Source organism: Halosolutus sp. YCN4 (assembly GCF_059736495.1).
The window spans coordinates 215,531-232,873 of the sequence record NZ_JCASSM010000004.1 but is presented as its reverse complement, the minus strand read 5'-3'; the positions used below and the strand labels follow the sequence as shown (position 1 = coordinate 232,873).

17 protein-coding genes are annotated in these 17,343 nt (G+C 52.6%); 12 read left to right on the top strand and 5 right to left on the bottom strand.

Annotated features, from left to right (window positions below):
* Nucleotides 1-91: 91 nt before the first annotated feature.
* Nucleotides 92-1,003, bottom strand: coding sequence for a hypothetical protein (locus AC6I6X_RS15835; protein WP_497931516.1), 912 nt, complete (start codon nucleotides 1,001-1,003; stop codon nucleotides 92-94).
* Nucleotides 1,004-1,379: 376 nt separating this feature from the next.
* Between AC6I6X_RS15835 and AC6I6X_RS15830 the strand changes: the two genes are divergently transcribed.
* Nucleotides 1,380-1,574, top strand: a complete 195-nt coding sequence (locus AC6I6X_RS15830) for a hypothetical protein (RefSeq protein WP_497931515.1) — start codon at nucleotides 1,380-1,382, stop codon at nucleotides 1,572-1,574.
* A 20-nt stretch (nucleotides 1,575-1,594) separates the two neighbouring features.
* Here the strand turns inward: AC6I6X_RS15830 and AC6I6X_RS15825 are convergent, their stop codons facing one another.
* On the bottom strand, nucleotides 1,595-2,350 hold the full coding sequence (locus tag AC6I6X_RS15825; RefSeq protein WP_497931514.1) for a rhomboid family intramembrane serine protease: 756 nt from the start codon (nucleotides 2,348-2,350) through the stop codon (nucleotides 1,595-1,597).
* 256 nt (nucleotides 2,351-2,606) lie between these two features.
* Between AC6I6X_RS15825 and AC6I6X_RS15820 the strand changes: the two genes are divergently transcribed.
* From AC6I6X_RS15820 to AC6I6X_RS15800, 5 genes are all read left to right on the top strand, one after another.
* A complete protein-coding gene (locus AC6I6X_RS15820) occupies nucleotides 2,607-2,795 on the top strand; it encodes an AbrB/MazE/SpoVT family DNA-binding domain-containing protein (RefSeq protein WP_207287792.1) in 189 nt (62 codons plus the stop codon).
* Complete coding sequence (locus AC6I6X_RS15815) at nucleotides 2,788-3,576, top strand: serine integrase family protein (RefSeq protein WP_497931513.1); 789 nt, start codon at nucleotides 2,788-2,790, stop codon at nucleotides 3,574-3,576. Before AC6I6X_RS15820 ends, AC6I6X_RS15815 begins: the two co-directional genes overlap by 8 nt.
* Nucleotides 3,577-4,244: 668 nt before the next feature.
* On the top strand, nucleotides 4,245-5,504 hold the full coding sequence (locus AC6I6X_RS15810) for an inorganic phosphate transporter (RefSeq protein ID WP_497931512.1): 1,260 nt from the start codon (nucleotides 4,245-4,247) through the stop codon (nucleotides 5,502-5,504).
* A gap of 650 nt (nucleotides 5,505-6,154) precedes the next feature.
* Entirely contained in the window at nucleotides 6,155-6,361 is a 207-nt protein-coding gene (gene sp36 / locus AC6I6X_RS15805) for a Sp36 family protein (protein WP_012945603.1), read from the top strand.
* Nucleotides 6,358-7,374, top strand: coding sequence for a DUF7972 family membrane protein (locus AC6I6X_RS15800; protein WP_497931510.1), 1,017 nt, complete (start codon nucleotides 6,358-6,360; stop codon nucleotides 7,372-7,374). The genes sp36 and AC6I6X_RS15800 overlap by 4 nt, the downstream gene beginning before the upstream one ends.
* Before the next feature lie 389 nt (nucleotides 7,375-7,763).
* On the opposite strand, the gene AC6I6X_RS15795 is transcribed toward AC6I6X_RS15800, so the two are convergent.
* A complete protein-coding gene (locus AC6I6X_RS15795; protein ID WP_497931509.1) occupies nucleotides 7,764-8,483 on the bottom strand; it encodes a DUF2270 domain-containing protein in 720 nt (239 codons plus the stop codon).
* Between the two features lie 1,250 nt (nucleotides 8,484-9,733).
* Between AC6I6X_RS15795 and AC6I6X_RS15790 the strand changes: the two genes are divergently transcribed.
* Nucleotides 9,734-10,066: a DUF5789 family protein gene (locus AC6I6X_RS15790; protein ID WP_497931508.1), complete on the top strand. Its 333-nt coding sequence runs from the start codon at nucleotides 9,734-9,736 to the stop codon at nucleotides 10,064-10,066.
* Between the two features lie 124 nt (nucleotides 10,067-10,190).
* Here AC6I6X_RS15790 and AC6I6X_RS15785 read toward each other — a convergent pair whose 3' ends face one another.
* Both AC6I6X_RS15785 and AC6I6X_RS15780 read right to left on the bottom strand, forming a co-directional pair.
* On the bottom strand, nucleotides 10,191-11,060 hold the full coding sequence (locus AC6I6X_RS15785; protein WP_497931507.1) for a hypothetical protein: 870 nt from the start codon (nucleotides 11,058-11,060) through the stop codon (nucleotides 10,191-10,193).
* Between the two features lie 117 nt (nucleotides 11,061-11,177).
* Nucleotides 11,178-11,528, bottom strand: coding sequence for a DUF7344 domain-containing protein (locus AC6I6X_RS15780; RefSeq protein WP_497931506.1), 351 nt, complete (start codon nucleotides 11,526-11,528; stop codon nucleotides 11,178-11,180).
* A 477-nt stretch (nucleotides 11,529-12,005) separates the two neighbouring features.
* Between AC6I6X_RS15780 and AC6I6X_RS15775 the strand changes: the two genes are divergently transcribed.
* The 5 genes from AC6I6X_RS15775 to AC6I6X_RS15755 all read left to right on the top strand — a co-directional run bounded on the left by AC6I6X_RS15775 (nucleotide 12,006) and on the right by AC6I6X_RS15755 (nucleotide 17,285).
* Nucleotides 12,006-14,024, top strand: a complete 2,019-nt coding sequence (locus AC6I6X_RS15775) for a hypothetical protein (protein WP_497931505.1) — start codon at nucleotides 12,006-12,008, stop codon at nucleotides 14,022-14,024.
* Nucleotides 14,025-14,609: 585 nt separating this feature from the next.
* Complete coding sequence (locus AC6I6X_RS15770; RefSeq protein WP_497931504.1) at nucleotides 14,610-15,227, top strand: hypothetical protein; 618 nt, start codon at nucleotides 14,610-14,612, stop codon at nucleotides 15,225-15,227.
* A complete protein-coding gene (locus AC6I6X_RS15765; RefSeq protein ID WP_497931503.1) occupies nucleotides 15,224-16,411 on the top strand; it encodes a tyrosine-type recombinase/integrase in 1,188 nt (395 codons plus the stop codon). The genes AC6I6X_RS15770 and AC6I6X_RS15765 overlap by 4 nt, the downstream gene beginning before the upstream one ends.
* A gap of 146 nt (nucleotides 16,412-16,557) precedes the next feature.
* Nucleotides 16,558-16,788: a hypothetical protein gene (locus AC6I6X_RS15760; RefSeq protein ID WP_497931502.1), complete on the top strand. Its 231-nt coding sequence runs from the start codon at nucleotides 16,558-16,560 to the stop codon at nucleotides 16,786-16,788.
* A 26-nt stretch (nucleotides 16,789-16,814) separates the two neighbouring features.
* Nucleotides 16,815-17,285, top strand: a complete 471-nt coding sequence (locus AC6I6X_RS15755) for a hypothetical protein (protein WP_497931501.1) — start codon at nucleotides 16,815-16,817, stop codon at nucleotides 17,283-17,285.
* Nucleotides 17,286-17,343 lie beyond the last annotated feature (58 nt).

Below are 17,343 nucleotides of genomic sequence, written 5' to 3'. Positions count from 1 at the left end.
ATAAACCCTTGTCAGACATTCCTAAGCAAACCGTCAATAAATAGCATCGAGAACTCTCGGCTCGTCTTGGGCTATCAATGTCCGGAGTAAGTTATTCTTTTGAGAGGTACGGCTCGAGGCTATTGAAGAAGTCACGAAAGCGGTAGTGAAACCTCTCTGAGGGCGTAAACGCCGTTTTTACCCGATCTGATTGTCCGTTCGCATCCTTCTTTCCCAGTTCTAAGAGATAGTCGTTATCAGGGGTAGAAATGACTTTCAGCCAGGCCGTTATGGGATCAGCGTACGCTTTGATCCAGCAAACATCCAGATCCTGCCACTCTCCCTCGACCAGCTTTTTTTCGAGTGCCGAATTGAGTACATCTGGGGCATGCTGAAAACTGTCGATGTCACCTTCCCTAAGCGGAACGTGGACAAATTCGGGGCGCTGTCCTTTCTTGCCTTTACTCAGCTTCAGGTAGAACCCTCCAGCAGGTGCTTCAGCGAATTGCAGAGATCGGTTGGTGGGTTGATGTGGTTTACTTATCCACACTTGCTGATGCGTCGTCCAAGACCTGTTTGACCGCTGGCGCTGCCCCCGTTCGAAGGCGTCGCGAATCGATGACTGGTGGTGATCCAGGTAGTCAGGGGGGAGTGGAATTTGGATCTCAGGAGTCGAAGGCTCGTCTATAACTGGCCATGATAGCCCATCGTACCCTCGAAGCTGAGGAAGAGCCTTCGGCCAAACGGGCTGGACATGATCAATAGCGACGTCGTACTCGGCATAGTGCTGTTCGGATAGCCAGAGGACACTGAAACCTTCGTCGTAGTAATCTTGGTCAGTCGCAAAGAGGTCTTTCGAGTTGTTCCGGTGCTGAACCTCGACGGCGATTCCCTTCCCGAGAGGAGACCGTGGTTCTGGAAATTCGACGAGAACATCTGCCCGGCGTGGACCGACTGATTTCTCGATACTGACGTCCGCATCAGGGTAGGTGGCTACGAGTTTCGAGAAGGCGATCGCCTTCATTCGTAGATGCGGAATTGACTCACCTGAGCATTCATCGTTAGTCTGATGACGGAAGTGCCGAGCAACGAAACTACCGCGTCGCCGATGCTCGTCAACAACACTCATCGCGTCATCGCAGATGGGACAGACTAGCGCATCAGAAGATTCTGCTTCGTGGGGAAGAACACGTTCGTCATCGCGGGTTGCTGTGAATGGCATGATTCAGGACGTACTGAACTATCGTGATTGAGTGATAGCTACCCAACCATTATTTGTTTCACGATAGGAACGCATTCTCACACCGGCCTTCTGCCGGATCGCCAGGCAGTCGCTGTTAGGGTACGAAGAGCGCCGCGGCAACGCGCCCGACCATATTGCAATCCATCGTGACGGCTTCATGAACGACCCAATTGAGTTGGCCCTTGAGTTCCTGGATAACCGCGGTATCTCCTACGACGTGGTCGAAGTGTGCAAGCAGGCTCCTGCCCGACCCGTCAATCAGGAGGATGGACTCGCGACTCCAGATAAGGCGATCGCCGTAGACGTCAAAGACTTCGACACACAAGGACGGACAGAAACTACTGTTTGGTAGAACTTGCCAGTTCGATCCCGCTATTCGTGCTTCCTGACGATACCAAATACTACTATTCCCAGGAGTCCGCCAAACAGGTGAGCGGTGTTTAGGGGTTGTATTGACATATGGTGTACCGCCGTCGTCGCTTGAACGAGGATCTGGATTATAGCAGCCACTCCTACCACCATCCCCAGATATTCTATCTCATCTCCGTGTTCAGAACTGTATACTGTCATTACAGTGTAGATCCCAAGAGAGTAGACGAAGTCGCTGATACCGTATACCGCGACATTTGGTTTCGGGCTCGTTGAAAGAGTGATAAGTGCATCTATGGGTTTGACGATTATCGCGACTCCAACGAACCATAGGATGTAGTAACGGGTCTGAAATCGAGATTCGATTATTTTCCCGAACAGCGCTAGGAGAGCGATATTGGCGACGAAGTGGCCTACTCCTTTGTGGAGGAATTCTGCGAGAGGCCATGCTATCCACGGGAAGTCGACGAAGAGGTAGGCGGTCAGGCCTGTTAGGGCGCTGCGTTGGGTGAGGATGACGAGGATTCCGATGGGAAAACTCTCGGTTATGTAGAGGTAGAGGACTGATTGGAGTGTGAAGACGGTTATGGTGATTAGAATCAGGATGGCAGTTACAGGGGTGTCTCGGTCTCTGACCTGGCCAGGAATCACTTTGAAAAAATCCCTGTAGATGGAGACCCATTCTCTCCAGGTTTCAGCTTCATTAGCCTGAGCTAGGGACTTGGAGGCTGCATCACGGTATTCTTCCTGATCGGCCATACTGGTTTCCAGTGTAGTTAGAGACTTCTTTTTGAGCCACATATAAAAGACATTTCTTGAGATTATTAGGTGAAACAACAAGTCCTGAACTACTTACCATACTTGAGGAAGTGAGCCGCGATGATGGCTCTAGTCAGAATGGTTGGAAACATAGGAACTGGTGGTAGGTGGTTGCCCAGTGTGTCCCACTACTCGGGGGTTCCGAGACACCAGTAATTAGCACTAAGTGTAGTGCAACCTTTAGCACTAACTACTGATGCCCAAGACGACCGTTACGAAGACCACGAGTACCACCACCAACTCCGACGGAGAAGACCGAACTGTTGAGCAGTATCGAACGACTGTTCCTAAGGGCATCGCCGAGGCGATGGACCTCGCGGGAGCCCGTGTTGAGTGGAACATCAAGAGCGGGAACACACTCGAAATCACAATCACCGATGAGTGACGCTACCACCAGCAAGGCGCTCGCGGTCATTCGACGATCGCAAGGCGACGAGGATGGTGCCAGCCTCCGCCTCCAGCGCGAACAGGTACCTGCGCTCGCGAGCGATCTTGCCGATGAATGCGATGTCGTCGACCTAGGTGTCCACACCGGATTTAGCATACTATCACGGGACAAGGACGACTCGAGAATTGACGATAACGACGAGATCCTGAACGCGATTGATCGGGTGCGAACTGGAGAGTACGACTACGTGGTCGCCTGGGACGACTCCCGACTGGCCCGCGACGACTTTTTCGCGGAATGGCGGCGTGCAGCTGCCTCGGGCGGCGCCGAGTTCGCGTTTGTCGCTGGAGACGTTGATGTCGACAGTATGGAACACGGTGTTCGCCGTACGGTCGAGACTGCGATCAAACGCGAGGAGATCAGGAAGGCTCGTGAGGCCGTGAACGACCGCGAACAGCGAGCAATGTGGAACTCCCGGCCACCGGTTGGTCTCGAGTTCGACGACGCGCATGAGTATCTGGTGGCAAGTGAGCAATTCAACACCGTCGTGGATGCGCTCGCGATGCGCGCCGACGGCGTGTCATATCGTTCGATCGCAGACGAGACTGACCTCTCCCGCGGAGCGATCGAGCGGTGGGTCAACCACGTTGAGGACCGAGCGCGGTCATGCCGCGATGGCGGTACCGCACGTGCGCTCCTTGACGCCGCTCCGGGCGACGCAATTGACGACTATGAGGGAGACAACCTGTCTGCCACCAGTGGGGGTGAGGCAGCGTGACCTACGACGAGACACTTCCGAAGCTCATGTCCGTGATTGACCGGACCGAACTCGTTAGTGAGGATTCTCGACCAACGTTATCGCAAGCACGGGTAGTTGCACCTGCTGGGAGTTCATCGGCAGACGTCGCGGTTGTTCTTAACGCGGCTCGTGACGGTGAGAATCGGCAGGTGACCGTGCGTACTGACGCTGACGGGATGCGTGCGCTCGGAGAGTCGCTCATTGAGGCGGCCGACTCAGTGTCTCCCAACGACGATCGTAGTGACGAGTAGCATCGCTCATTCCCCTGGTATGTAGTAATAACCATCCCCGTTGAAATCCTAATGTGGGGGTTTGTTTTAACGGTCGTTCTGGATACAGAGGATGTAGTCAGCACCGAGAGGATCTTTTGTGCAGGCACATCTGCCCGAATCAGCCGCAAGGATGAGCGTGCGTATTGACCACGGACAGTTTCATCAGTTCAAAGAGAGGTTCCCAGAGCCGTGCAAGATACACCGCGCATATCGGTCACTGATCTTTGAGCAACCCGTGTGGAGACGAATCGGTAGAGACTAGTGGGACTTCAGTTGTGAAGTGCTAAATCTTCGTGTTACTGGTCTATCGGTCGTAGCCAACAGTTCAGCAGCGAAACGGCACTATTTTTTCGCGTGCGAACCGGGCATACGCACGTGGCAGAATTACTAATTCTCGTGGGATTGCTGGTGGCGGTGTTCGTCGGGTACAATATCGGCGGGTCATCAACCGGTGTTGCCTTCGGTCCGGCAGTTGGCAGCCGGGCCGTCAGAAAAGTCACTGCCGGGGCACTGTTTACCGTGTTTGCGTTCCTCGGAGCGTGGACGATTGGGCGGAAGGTCATCACGACGATGAGTACCGAAATCGTCGATGCAGCAGCCTTTACACCCGAAACGAGCGTTGGTGTCCTCTTTTTTACCGGGCTGGCACTCCTGATCTCGAACCTCTACGGTGTCCCGGCGTCAACCTCGATGACAGCCGTCGCAGCAATCGTCGGACTCGGATTGGCAACGGGGACGCTCAACACTGCGCTGATGTTTACCATCCTGTCGGCATGGATCGTCGCCCCACTGATCGCCGTCTTCACAGGTGTGTTTATCGGCAGATATCTGTACCCGCACCTTGACGCCAAATTCGAATTTGGTCGCCTTACGAACCCGTTGATCGCAATCGATACCCAGGGGAGGCTCCCACGGCTATCGGTCAACGATAACGTCTCGCCTCGGGATCTGATCGGGTCGGCGCTTGTGGTGGCAATTGCCTGCTACATGGGGTTCAGTGCCGGGGCCTCGAACGCGGCGAACGCAGTCGCCCCGCTTGTCGGTAACGGTTCCCTTGACCCCAGCCCGGCGATTCTCCTCGCAATCGGGGCCATCAGCGTGGGCGGCTTCACGATTGCCCGGCGGACGCTGGCGACCGTTGGCAACGATATTACTAAGATGCCGATTCTGGCAGCGCTCATTGTTTCGACCGTGGGTGCGACGATTATCACCGTCCTATCGTGGCTCGGAATTCCAGCCAGTCTCGCCGTGAGTACGACCAGTTGTATTATTGGACTCGGGTGGGGCCGTGCAAGCCGAGCGCGGACGCTCGCAGAAATAGTCACACAGTCCCCTGCCGATGAATCCGCTCCAAAGTTTACAACTGGTGCACTCAAACTTCACCCAGTTGAAGGCAACAAGGGGGTCAATTCGGGCCCGACTGTGGGCGAACTCGCTGAAAGCGAGACTCCTCACCCGGACAGGCAGCACGCATCCGGGGATCGTGTGTCTAGCATCGGCGAAAAAGACCCAGAGGAACTGTCCGCCGAAGGCTTGTTCCACCACGCAGCGGCAGCTCGCGTCGTGACACTCTGGGTGATCACGCCGATGATGTCGCTCGTGGGGTCCTATGCCTTGTTTTCACTCCTCGGCTAAGAGAACACCTCGTCTGTCCATCGGCCTCAGTCGTGGTCAGAGGCACCGCCCATCTACAAGAATCGTGCGCGAGTGGTAAGGGTTGGCGTCTTTGATATCAAGACCGCTGTGCTGACTTGATCCTCTGTAGTCAGCACGCGACTCTTGACAGCGATCGGGAGTTCGATCAGGACCTGCTGATTACAGGACGCATATCGGTCACCAAGTTTTCGTGATTACTCTTGTAGGAATGCTCCAAACGGTGGGTGAACACGATGCGATTCAGTCGTCGGACAGGTGCTTCCCACGAGCGATGACATACATAAGTACGATCCCCGCAGCGACGGCGAGGATAAATTGGCCGATCACTGCTAGTATCGCAGCTGGACTCTGAGCACCGAGCAAGAATACGAGAGTGTACGGGACGAGACTAACGAGCGCGAACGCACCGATGAGTTTGCCGAGCAGGACTGCTTCGTATCGAATCCAAGACTATCGTCGGAACGTCCCGGCGGCGTGAGGGAGTGCTCGCCATCCATTGTCCGCTTTGATGTCCGAGTGCTTGCGCGTTGTACTGCTGGCCGTCCAAGCAAACCATATTCCGTATCAGAAATGTTCCTACTACCTCGGTGGTGGATGGGTATAGAGGGCTGTAATACCTACTAGTAGTGATGTCCGAATCAGAAGTGACCCGCTGGGAGTACGAGACGCTTCGCCCACCGCGCGATGAGACCCAAAAAGAAGCAGAGGATCCGAAAGCAGAGTTGAATCAACTCGGTGCAGAGGGCTGGGAGTTTGTGGAGACGATCGACTACGAGGGTGGCGGCACCAAGTACCTCGTTTTCAAGCGACCTGCCCAATCGGGTGAGCCAGTATGACTGACGAGACCGACATCAGTACGGCCAACACGATGCGTGAGCGCTCAGGCGAGAGTCGGATTAAACTCTGGTTGCTGCTTCGCGCGAACCGTTTTCTCGTCTCCAGCTTCCTGACCAGTGCCATGTTCGTCGCATTCGTCATCACCGTCGCTGTCCTCGATCCACCGTTTTCACAGCAAATAGAGTCTGGCGACATGATCGACACGATGTTCTCGACGATGATCACGGTCATCGTGACTGGGACGACACTCGTCGTCACGATCGGTCAGCTCGTCCTCTCCCAAGAGAACGGCCCGCTTGGCGATCAACGCGAGCGTATGTCCAGTTCGATGGATGTCCGGGACTTTACTGAAGAATTAATTGGATCTCCGAGTCCTGCTGATCCATCCGAATTCCTCCGGCAAATCATCGGAATCACGGCACAACGGACGACGGCTCTTCGAGGGTCTATTGACAAGAATGATAATGAGAACCTCCGAGAAGAGGTCGATGAATTCGCTGAAAGCGTCACTGGGAACGCTGACACGGTGCGTGACCAACTTGAGGATGTGCAATTCGGCTCATTCGATGTGTTATTCGCTGCACTAAATTTCAATTATAGCTGGAAAATCTTCCAAGTCGAACGTATAGCGAACGAATACGAAGAGAGCCTCAATGAGGAAGAACGCGGCTTGCTTGACGACCTCAAAACAGCGCTGTCTCTGTTTGGTCCGGCGCGCGAACACATCAAGACGCTGTACTTCCAGTGGGCACTCATCGACTTGTCTCAGATGATTCTCTATGCTGCAGTCCCGGCATTGGCCGTTGCGGGTATCATGGTCGCAATCGTCGATGCGGGGACGTTCCCAGGAAGCACACTCGGTCTCGATCACATCATCCTCGTCGTGGGCGGTGCGTTTGCGGTGACGCTCGTTCCATTCATGCTGTTCGTCTCGTACGTCCTTCGCATCGTCACCATAGCAAAACGGACTCTTGCCATCGAGCCGCTGATCCTCCGCGAATCACAACGCTAAGATCCGACGCAGAACTCAAACCTCAGACACGGTTGGATGTGGACGCTTCGTAGGGTACTGAGATTAGTCACTCTCAGAACGGGCGTCGATTGCTCGCGTCCCACTACAGTTCCAATACCGTCCTCCACGAGGAGATGGTCACAGGCGCTGTTGAATGCCTTTGGGAAATTCCCCAACCCCATAGAAGTCTCTAACATCGAAAATATAGCCCCGAAACGATTCGTCGGCCTTAATCCACTGGAATGACCGATGGACACTCTGTAGTCAGCACGCGACTTCTAACAGAAACTGGGTATGTTTCTGCGAGCGTGCTGCATACAAGGCGCGAACGTCGCACGACATCTGGCTTGATTTGCGAAGGTGGTGATAGCTCAGTACAGAGAACGGATTTATCGGTCTGTCTCTTTCCAGTCGTCCGGGTCTCCTTCACGGAATTCACCCTTGGCATGGCGCTCGTGGGGCCAGAAGGTGACGCCCAGCAGTGCGACGTAGAACACGCCCACAACGGCAATCACAGCAATCCCAGGGAGACGGGCGATTCCAGCGGTTGTCAGCCAGTCCTGGCGCGGTGTGAACGCTGTAATCCTGAAGACCCACGCGACCAATAGGACACTGAGCAGAGCAAGATACACACGCCGGAGTCGGTTTGCGAGTGCTTCGTATACCGAGACTTTCAGCGTTGGCCTGCGATAGTCCCTACTCAGTTCCGCTCGCCAGTCGTGATTCTCAGTGCCCTGGGACGGATCGAGGGCGTTTGCGAACAAGTTCTCTTGGATGACTCGAGCACGAGAGCGAAAGACATCGTAGTCCCGATACCGCCGTGCTTCGATGCCCAGAAAGATGGTGACGACAACGATCCCGATCAGCAAGAGGTAGTGTGGGTTATCGGCACTCGAAAACGCCCACGTCAAGATTGCTGCCATCAGCGTCACCGCCCACGTCGTCGTCTGGTCAAGGCGCTGCCGCCACGTCCCCACTCGGTCTATCTCTCCGCGATAGGCGTGGGCCATCACCGAACCGAGTCCCGTACTGTCGTCAACCATTTCGCGGCCGATTTCCCGTTGGTCTGGTGCTGTTGGGTCGAACTCGTCGTTACTCGAATCGGTCATAGAGGAGAGACATCTCCTCGCTCCATAAGCAGGTATGGTGACGGCGTACTTTGAGTGTCATGTACTGGAGAATATCGAACAGTACGCACGTGTAGTATGCGGATGGTTCACAGATTTCAGCGTGAAATAAGTGTAGTCGTCGTGCTGCACGAATGCTCTGTAGTCAGCACGCGACTTCTAACAGAAACTGGGTATGTTTCTGCGAGCGTGCTGCATACAGGGCGCAAATCGGTCACAGAAGGTGGTTGGAATCGACGTTGCTCGAATCGGTCGATACAGGTATCCCACTGACCGGTCCAGCCTTTTTGAAACAAGAGTTTTACAATCCAACTCCTTCCATTACAGAGCGGGATAACACCCGCACGATCTGGTTGGGACCAGAATATTTCTGCTGAAACATAATTCTGGAAGGATCACGAGCAGAGTGATCAAGGTAGACGAAGGACACAGCGTTCAGTTCCGGAATCCATTGGTCGGAGAATATGGAGAGTCTACTGCTTCTGCGTGACCGTTCATTTATGGACAATTATCGGTTCTTCTCGTACTAGATGCCCATCTCGCTGGTCATCTATTACTTCGAGCATGGGCCGTACATCGCCAAATTCAGAGCCTTTCGTTACAAGCTGGGCGTCTCGATGCCACTTGATGTAGTGGTACTCGGACAGTTTGGGCAGATGGACGTGGTGAGTACGGATATTCACTTGTCCGCCTTGGAAATCTCCTGTGATCCAGACAGGTACTCTTGGAGAAATTGTTCGTGAGCCTGTAATACCTCTTGGGACGCGCTGGATAATTGCGGGACAGATTGCGAATCGTTGTGGAGCAAGCGGACTAACAATTGGCGGCGTTGGAGATTCGCCAACGCGTCAAACACATCGTCGTTAGTGATCATGAATTACCCCCTGACTCTGTTAAGGTCTCTCACAATCTTAAACGGGGAACATTTTGACTGAGAACACCTGTATTGATGAACTGAGTAACAGACAGGATTCGCACCTCTACTGCTCTTATGATTCAGCCACGTAGTCGCTGCAAAGGATATGGGTGAGGTGGTAGAGATAGAGACCTCACGTATCACTCCGCTCGTAGAATCACTCAATACCTGTCAGGAATACCGTGCGAGATACAGAGGATGTAGTCAGCACAAGGGCTACGTTATTTTCTCCAAATGAATCCTGAATTAGCCGATAGAATGTGCCTGCGAACCAACCGCCGAGAGTTATATTCGTCTGGATCTCCTACTGTTGTATATGGCAGATGATAAACAGGGTCGAGATGAGCAAGCAGATGGTGAAGAGAATCGCCAGCGTGAGCGAGAATTAGAGGAGGCTAAAGTCCGCGGCGATGAAAAGGAACCGCTGTTTGATGACGAAAGCGTGCGGCTTGGTGATCTTGATGAAGCGCTCAAATCGCACGACTATCCAACCACGACAACTGAGTTGGTTGAGGCCTATGGCGATTATGAACTTGAAATTCAGGGCGGCAAGAAACCCCTGGAGGAGGTACTCTCTTCAACTGATGACCAAACATATGACTCAGCCGAGGACGTTCGCAGACGGATACTGGGACTCATAGGCCGATAGCACAATCCCCAAGACACTCATCTCACAAATTAGACCGCCTGTGTTGACCGATCCGATCTGGTCGAATCAGGAAATAATTCTGTGCGAGATACGCGCCCTGTATTCAGCACGCCATTCCTATACGTTACCCTAAATCATCAGAGATCGCCTCTAGTATCGTTTGCTCTTCTTCGATCGATTTTTTGACGAGTCTGAGACATGGCTCGCAGAACATCAGCTTTCCCTCCCAATTTTTATATTTCAGCGTCGGACCTTGGACAGGTACGTCGCCGCAAATGAGACACTGTACTGACTCTCCACCATCGGTTCGACATGACGTCGAATGGGTATCACTAGAAGATCGCTGAGCCATAGGCGTATCCAAGTACCGCCACTCTGGTCGATGTTTGAGTCGCATCGCTACCTCTCTTACTGGGTCGATCTGCTCGCACACGGTATATAGTTCGTTTCGCATCTGCTGGTGTGCTTTCGGAGCGCTTCCAGAGATCGAGATAGGCGATGAGTGGTTCTCTTCTCCTTTCTTGATTGCCGTAATGAAAGTGAGATATGCAGTTAGCTCTGCTGCCACCACTGCCGCGTTAGTTGCTGAGGAGGGTTCACCGAGAAAGAACGGATATTCCTCTCCATCAAGGTAGTAGCTCGACACAACACTCACTTTGCCGTTCTCCCTAAATTCGACCTCCAGATTGATGATCGGTTGTTTGGCTTCTGGTGACCGGCCGATAGCTCTCGCTAGCCTCACTGCCCCGTCCCCATCAACGGAATACAGTTGGTGATGGTCAAATTGAGAGCGTACTACTGACTCAATCTCTTGCCAAGTCTGAGCTGAGCCTCCAGTTCCATCACGAAGTTGGGCAAAGTCAAGCGATTGATCTTGGAATGACGGAGCACTCGTCGGGAGGTCTTTGATAGCCATTTTGAGTGACTTAATCGCTGATTCGAACTCTGATACAGTAGGTAATCGTTCGGGAGATTCTTCCAATGATTCGATCACGGATCAGTCTACAAACCCATGGTATTAGTCTATATGCTGGCTAAAATCGAGGTCTCTATAATACACGTAGATGTGCTCTACAGGTAGTTTTCTCTGTTAGATCCCGTGTCTCTTTAGTCACGGACTTAACGGGCGTGACTCGATCCCAGATCCAGGCAGGAGAACTGCAAAAGCGTAGTAGCGACGAAGGTACTCCCCAGGGGCAACAGTGGTGGAGTCGTATTTGACGACGTTCGCCGAGTCAAGCTTCGGGAGATGGTATTGAGTGCTCGTTGTATAAACTGATTGACGGGATTTCTTGTCGACGGGTCCTTGAGTCTGGGATTCGAGTCTTGCTACTTCCGTAGCGAGTTCTCCTACGTCGATCGGATCGCCACCACAGTTCTCAAGCAGGACCATGGCGATCAGGGCACGTCGTCGACTACTCAGAAGGTCTCCCCACTTGATCGTGCCGTCGCTATCTGGCATGGGTGACCTCCCAGTCTGACTCGTCTGCAATGATAGTCCGATGCCTCTCGACTCGAGCGAGACATTTTAGTCTCGCAGCGTCTGATTCGATCATGCGGTTTGCCTCCAAGCGGACCGCACGACAACCCGCGCACCACCGCGGGTTTTGATCCGACAGCGTTCCAGTCGTGCGGTCTGAGTAATCCTGTGTCCTTGTATAAAATAAGCAATTGTATCTTGCGCTACTGGGGTCGAAACAACTTCTATCTTCACCCGTCAGCGAAGGTACTCATCGTTCTGTTCGCCGGAGGTTTCTCTGTGAGTTCCCGTTCTTGATTTTCCCGCTGGTGGTAGGTATCCAGACGGTCATTCCATCATCAATTTCCGGGGACAGAACTGCTGTTATCAATATCATCTTCCGTCTGTGTTTGTAGAACATCGAACGACAGACTAAACTGGAAATGACTAACCGGTTTCAGTAGGGAAGGATCTGTCTCTATGTTATCTACACAAGAGCGGAAGAGCATCCACGAGGTTCGGACAGCGACGGAGAAACTTGTTAATGATGCTTACGACAAAGCAAAGCCCGTTCTAATCGAAGCTCCGCCCAATAGCGGTAAAACGACTTCTGCGATTAAAGCCGCTGTTTCGTCTGATAAGCCAGTCACATATCTTGCAGGTCGCACGGATTTGTACGAAGAGGCGAGACAGCTGTGTGACGATCTCAATCTCAGATACGAGGTTATTCCCAGTCCTCATCGTCATTGCCCTACCTTTAGAGGCGAAAATTCGGGCGATGAAGCCTCTGTGGCCCAGTTATACAACAAGGGTTACTCGGGAAGAAAAGTTCACTCGCTCCCATCAAGTGTAGCAGATACCCCCTGTAACGATGGCCAGGGCCGGTGTGAATACATCCAGCGGCTTCGGAAAATTGACCGCGAACTGTCCGAAATCGACCTTCTGGTAGGGCATCATAAGCACAGCCAGCGGCCAAGTTACGTGAAAGGTCGTGTCGTCGTACTCGACGAATTCAATCCCGATCCATTTCTGGAACGTTACCCATCTCCAGAAACGAAGAGAAGTCCTGACCACCCCGGCGACATCGTACGACATTTTCTTGAACGGATTGCTGACGAAGATGAAGATTTCCCAGCTGAACTAAATGACCTAACCGATCTCATTGTGAAACGTCACGACAGCGAGGTGAGACAGGAGGCATTGGACTGGTTCAAAGAAAACGGGGCAAGCCAACGTGCTGCACGTGATTTCGATTTTCTGGACGTGTCTACATACCGCCATGATGCAGCCAACCTTATCGCGCCGTTTCTGACGCTCAGTACCCTCTGTATGGAGAAACTCAGTCCAGGTATAGAACGCGCCCCTCCAACCGACGATCGGGAACTCTACGACGAATGGACTGAAACTGGTGTACGAAGAAACTGGAAATGCGTCCGTGATCGGAACACTGGGGAAATGTACGTTCTGAAACCACCACTCCTGGAAGGGGCGTCACAGGTTATCGGATTAGATGCCCTTCCCTCTCTCGAGTTGTGGAATCTCGTTTTCGGTGCTGACGAGGAGTTCCAGCACGAAACGATCATTCCACGGGAAGATTTGGCTACGTACCTCGATTCGGCTCTCAATATGACCCTCGTTCAGATTGGGGATGGAATGCACCACTACGCAGGTGGGCGAATCAGTAACCGAGATGAACAGAGATTCAGAACAGTACAGGCGCTTGAACAGGGCCGTTTCACACTCATTTCTACAAAAAAGGCACTGGAGGAGTACGAAAGGCGAGGACTAATCGAGAAGTATGTAAAGAATGGACATAGTGAAACCGATCTCAGCCCATTTGCAAAGAACTACGCAACAGTTCGTAGCTCGAATGAGTTCGAGAAAGAGAGGCTAGGGGTTGTTTCCGGGACACCGTATCCAGGAGACGATATTGTCGAACTGTGGAGCGGCCTCTGCGGTCAACCGACGTCTTCAGAAGGGTCAGGAATAGAGAAGTCGTTCGAAGGCATCGGCGAGGAGGTTTTTCGGTATTTCACTCATCACCAGGTCATTCAGGCGGTTCTCCGGTTCGGGCGACACAAATCAGTGATCAATGACGGTGGTTCGACGATTTACGTGAACACGAAGGCTGTCCCCGCTTGGTTTTCCCCTACTACTGAAATCGAGATACAGACAGACAAAAAGCAGACCGCAATCGTGGAGACTCTCATTCACGCCAGCCACACTGATTCCCGTAAACCACTCTCCCAACAGACTGTGAATACTCTCGTCGAACTACTCAAGAGTCGAGATGACATAGGAGAAATTAGTGAAGAGCACGTTCGGGAGACTCTAAGAAGACTTCACGATCGTAATCTTATCACCGTGCGTGAAAATGCGGGTCGCGGTGGGGCAGACTTATTCCAGTGGGATGGAGACGAGTTCGTATCGAAGATTGGTGGAGAGGTCGTTCTCGCTAAGGACGACTACAGTTGGATCCTGTCGTCCGACGCCGTTTAGTGAGTTGTGTGCTAACTCTTCAGAAGTAGCCAATTCTAGAACTATTAGATTGGGACTTCAACTATTACTATAATGGAGGGGGAGAGGCGGCGTCTTCAACTACAGATTGAGTTCCGTAGTTTCTACTTCTGATACCCGGGGCGCGACGCCCCCAAGTGAGGGGGCGGAAGCGTCGCGCCCCGGGCGGCAGCGGTGTTCCGATCATCGCTGATTCGGTCGGTGAAAGCGGCCTTCCGAGATAGAGATGCCTGTAACGACTCAGACCCCGGTAGAGACGTATAGAGCGATCAAACGAGATGTTCTGGCTGAAAGCAATCAAGTTATCTTCGAACAGCCGACTTCCTTGATAGCAACGCCGAAGACATGTGTGTATGTAGTCGGTCGTTCTGCAACGATGGTGGATGCCACAACATATTCTCAGCTATCTCCGGGACAGCGACGGTCTCGATCTGATAATAGAATGCTCTCTCTAGCCTGTATAGAGCTGAAAGCGTTCCAGAAGGTACTGTGTTGCTATCACAGTGATAGCGAACAACCGCTGATCAAACTCGAGTCGACTACCTGTGGCTTCCGAGGTGGTAGTTAATGAGCGATCGAGAGCAATTCAATGTTCGAATCGATGGGTCCGTCGCAGATCGGTTCCGTTCGTTTGCACGAGAGCATCGTGACGGTCGTCCGGGTGCCCTCGGTAGGGAAACAGAAAACGCATTGCGCGAATACATGGATAACGACCGAGCAGCTAGGATCGAAGCGAACCTCGACATTCTTCTTGAAGAACTTCAGGAAGTGAAGACCCTCCTTGATCAGAAGGATGGTGTACATACACGGACATCGGGTGATAGCGATAGCACTCCCGAAACGATGCAGAAACTGAATGAGATCGCCTCACGACTACATGACAATTCATTTAATGGAGAATATGTGAAAAGTGAGTACGTTGAACGGGCAATCAAGCATGTAGCGGGTGCAAATTCGCAGACAATCCGTCGATACAAATCGGACTTGAAGTCAGAAGGGCATGTATTTCAAGACCCCGATGATTCATCAAAGTGGTATTTGGATGAGAAAATATTCTATGATAAGTTGCGACTCTGTAGAGATAGAGACCGCATTTTGGAACAATACCCTGAAGAAATCAGACAGGGGTATGAGGCATATGTAGACAAGCTCTACGAAGAACGCGAGGGGGGTGATGACGAATGAGTACCGGTTCCTCTCCTGTCGAAAATCAAAAGAAGTCTAATAATGCCTCTACTGAGGAGAATAGCCAGGAGTTGGCAGAACTACAGTCTGAATTAAACGCCATCCACGAGAAACTCTCTGCCGATACTGTCCTTGAACCGATCACTCCTGAGGAGGCAGTTGAGATGTACCTTGAGGATCGTCGTAAGGATCTCGTAGACACGACGGTTCAGGATTATCGTCGAAGTCTCGAATTCTTCGTCGAGTTCTGTGAGTTAGAGAGTATCAACAATCTCAACGCGCTTACCGGCCGGACCATGCGCGAATATCGAGCGTGGCGCCGAGCTGAGTCGTCATATAAGACGCTCAGCCCCAAGACGATGCGTGACGAGATGTACCTGATGAGGAATTTCCTCAGGTTCCTTGAAGACATCGAGGGAGTCGAAACAGGCTTAGCCGACAAAATCCAGACTCCCGAACTCAGCTACGAAGACGAAGTAAGGGAAGGACACCTGTCGAAAGACCGCGCGAATGAGATCATCCAGCATCTGGAAGAGTACGAGTATGCCACAACCGAACACGTCATCTGGCTTCTGCTCGGCGCCTTGGGCTGTCGTCGAGGCGGCGTCCACTCACTTGACATTGGAGATGTTCATACCAATCGTAGCGAACTCTTCATCGAATTTCACCATCGTCCTGATCGGGGAACAACTCTGAAGAATAAGAAAGCCGGAGAACGAGAAGTTAATATCCCCGAAGAGGTCGCTGAGGTCATCGATGATTACATCGAACACAATCGGATCGAAGTAACTGATGACCACGGTCGTGAACCCTTGATCACCACCACGCACGGCCGGATGGCAAAGTCGACGATTAGTAAGTACATCTACAAGTGGACCCGGCCGTGCGAGATCGGCAAGGACTGCCCGCACGATCGTGATCCAGACGAATGCGAAGATGCACAAACCATCGATAGCGCCTCCAACTGCCCGTCTTCCCAACCGACTCACAACGTCAGAAAGGGCTATCTAACGGCTGAGAGGTCGAACAACATCCCGATCGAAATACTGGCTGATCGCTGCGACGTCAGCCCAGAGGTCATTAAAAAGCACTACGATCAGCGTGACAAGACGGATCGACGCGAACTGCGTCAGGAAATTTACGAAGAAGTCTACGGCGATAGCCAGGGAGGGTATCTGAGCTAACCATGGATCGTGGGTATCCTTCGGAAGAAGACGGTTCAGGCTCTGATATGGCTCAACTCGTCCGTCTAGAAGCCGATCTCCTGGGAGAGCCAGTCGGAGAGTCGGATCAAACGTTATTCGATACGGCCCTCCGAGCACATCTGGTGATGCTCCGAGATGACTGGAACGAGCCGCTAGTAGTCCCTGGGCAGGTCTACTCTGAGGCTCGAGATCACAATCCGGATGCAGAGGCTCACACCGCTATAGAGTTTGCTGACGCCGTTCACCGCTATCTCGAGAAGCGTGGCCTCGACACATTCAAGGAACTGCTCAACCGGGAGCCAGAACTCCTGAGCCAGTACAGGGACGTGAAGCAGGCTCAGCAGGAATCCAACTAACTCATCGAAATCACCCTTAGCAAGATATGACCGCTGACGACACTCACAGTGACAACTGGGCCGACGAACTCGACATCGAACAGCTATCAGATGAACAGCTCGAAACGATTCACGACGAAATCGAGACTGAACTCGAAAATCGAATGCAGGATGCTGATCTCGCCGATAGCCGTACTATCGATCTCGTCAACGATCAGTGGGTCAGTTGGCGAGAGCTGAGTGCCCATCCCAACCTGAAGGCCGTCAAGCCGTGGATTCTTCGTGTCACTGGTCTGCACGACAAGTACGGCGTCGATGGCGATTGGCTCGACAAACAGCAGATCGATGGCGAGTACCACATGGATGTCTCTGACCTCAAACAGGAAGACATCATCAAGATTAGTGGAGGCAGCCACAACAACCGTAAACATCGCTACTACCGTGTGACTGCGTTCGAGAACGGTCAGCTCTACTACGAGAGAATCAGCGAGAGTGAGACGATCGAGGCAGTAGGCTGATCTAACGAGTTCTGTTGTGACTGCTTCACCTAGGTACTCAATACAGCCAAGACCTGTG

Excerpts from the sequence above, each read along its gene's own strand:
- AC6I6X_RS15830 (WP_497931515.1), top strand. The coding sequence starts at position 1,380 with ATGAACGACCCAATTGAGTTGGCCCTTGAGTTCCTGGATAACCGCGGT.
- AC6I6X_RS15775 (WP_497931505.1), top strand. The coding sequence starts at position 12,006 with ATGTTATCTACACAAGAGCGGAAGAGCATCCACGAGGTTCGGACAGCG.
- AC6I6X_RS15820 (WP_207287792.1), top strand. The coding sequence starts at position 2,607 with ATGCCCAAGACGACCGTTACGAAGACCACGAGTACCACCACCAACTCC.
- AC6I6X_RS15815 (WP_497931513.1), top strand. The coding sequence starts at position 2,788 with ATGAGTGACGCTACCACCAGCAAGGCGCTCGCGGTCATTCGACGATCG.
- AC6I6X_RS15800 (WP_497931510.1), top strand. The coding sequence starts at position 6,358 with ATGACTGACGAGACCGACATCAGTACGGCCAACACGATGCGTGAGCGC.
- AC6I6X_RS15770 (WP_497931504.1), top strand. The coding sequence starts at position 14,610 with ATGAGCGATCGAGAGCAATTCAATGTTCGAATCGATGGGTCCGTCGCA.
- AC6I6X_RS15825 (WP_497931514.1), bottom strand. The coding sequence starts at position 2,350 with ATGGCCGATCAGGAAGAATACCGTGATGCAGCCTCCAAGTCCCTAGCT.
- AC6I6X_RS15790 (WP_497931508.1), top strand. The coding sequence starts at position 9,734 with ATGGCAGATGATAAACAGGGTCGAGATGAGCAAGCAGATGGTGAAGAG.
- AC6I6X_RS15780 (WP_497931506.1), bottom strand. The coding sequence starts at position 11,528 with ATGCCAGATAGCGACGGCACGATCAAGTGGGGAGACCTTCTGAGTAGT.
- sp36 (WP_012945603.1), top strand. The coding sequence starts at position 6,155 with ATGTCCGAATCAGAAGTGACCCGCTGGGAGTACGAGACGCTTCGCCCA.
- AC6I6X_RS15765 (WP_497931503.1), top strand. The coding sequence starts at position 15,224 with ATGAGTACCGGTTCCTCTCCTGTCGAAAATCAAAAGAAGTCTAATAAT.
- AC6I6X_RS15755 (WP_497931501.1), top strand. The coding sequence starts at position 16,815 with ATGACCGCTGACGACACTCACAGTGACAACTGGGCCGACGAACTCGAC.
- AC6I6X_RS15795 (WP_497931509.1), bottom strand. The coding sequence starts at position 8,483 with ATGACCGATTCGAGTAACGACGAGTTCGACCCAACAGCACCAGACCAA.
- AC6I6X_RS15835 (WP_497931516.1), bottom strand. The coding sequence starts at position 1,003 with ATGAAGGCGATCGCCTTCTCGAAACTCGTAGCCACCTACCCTGATGCG.
- AC6I6X_RS15760 (WP_497931502.1), top strand. The coding sequence starts at position 16,558 with ATGCTCCGAGATGACTGGAACGAGCCGCTAGTAGTCCCTGGGCAGGTC.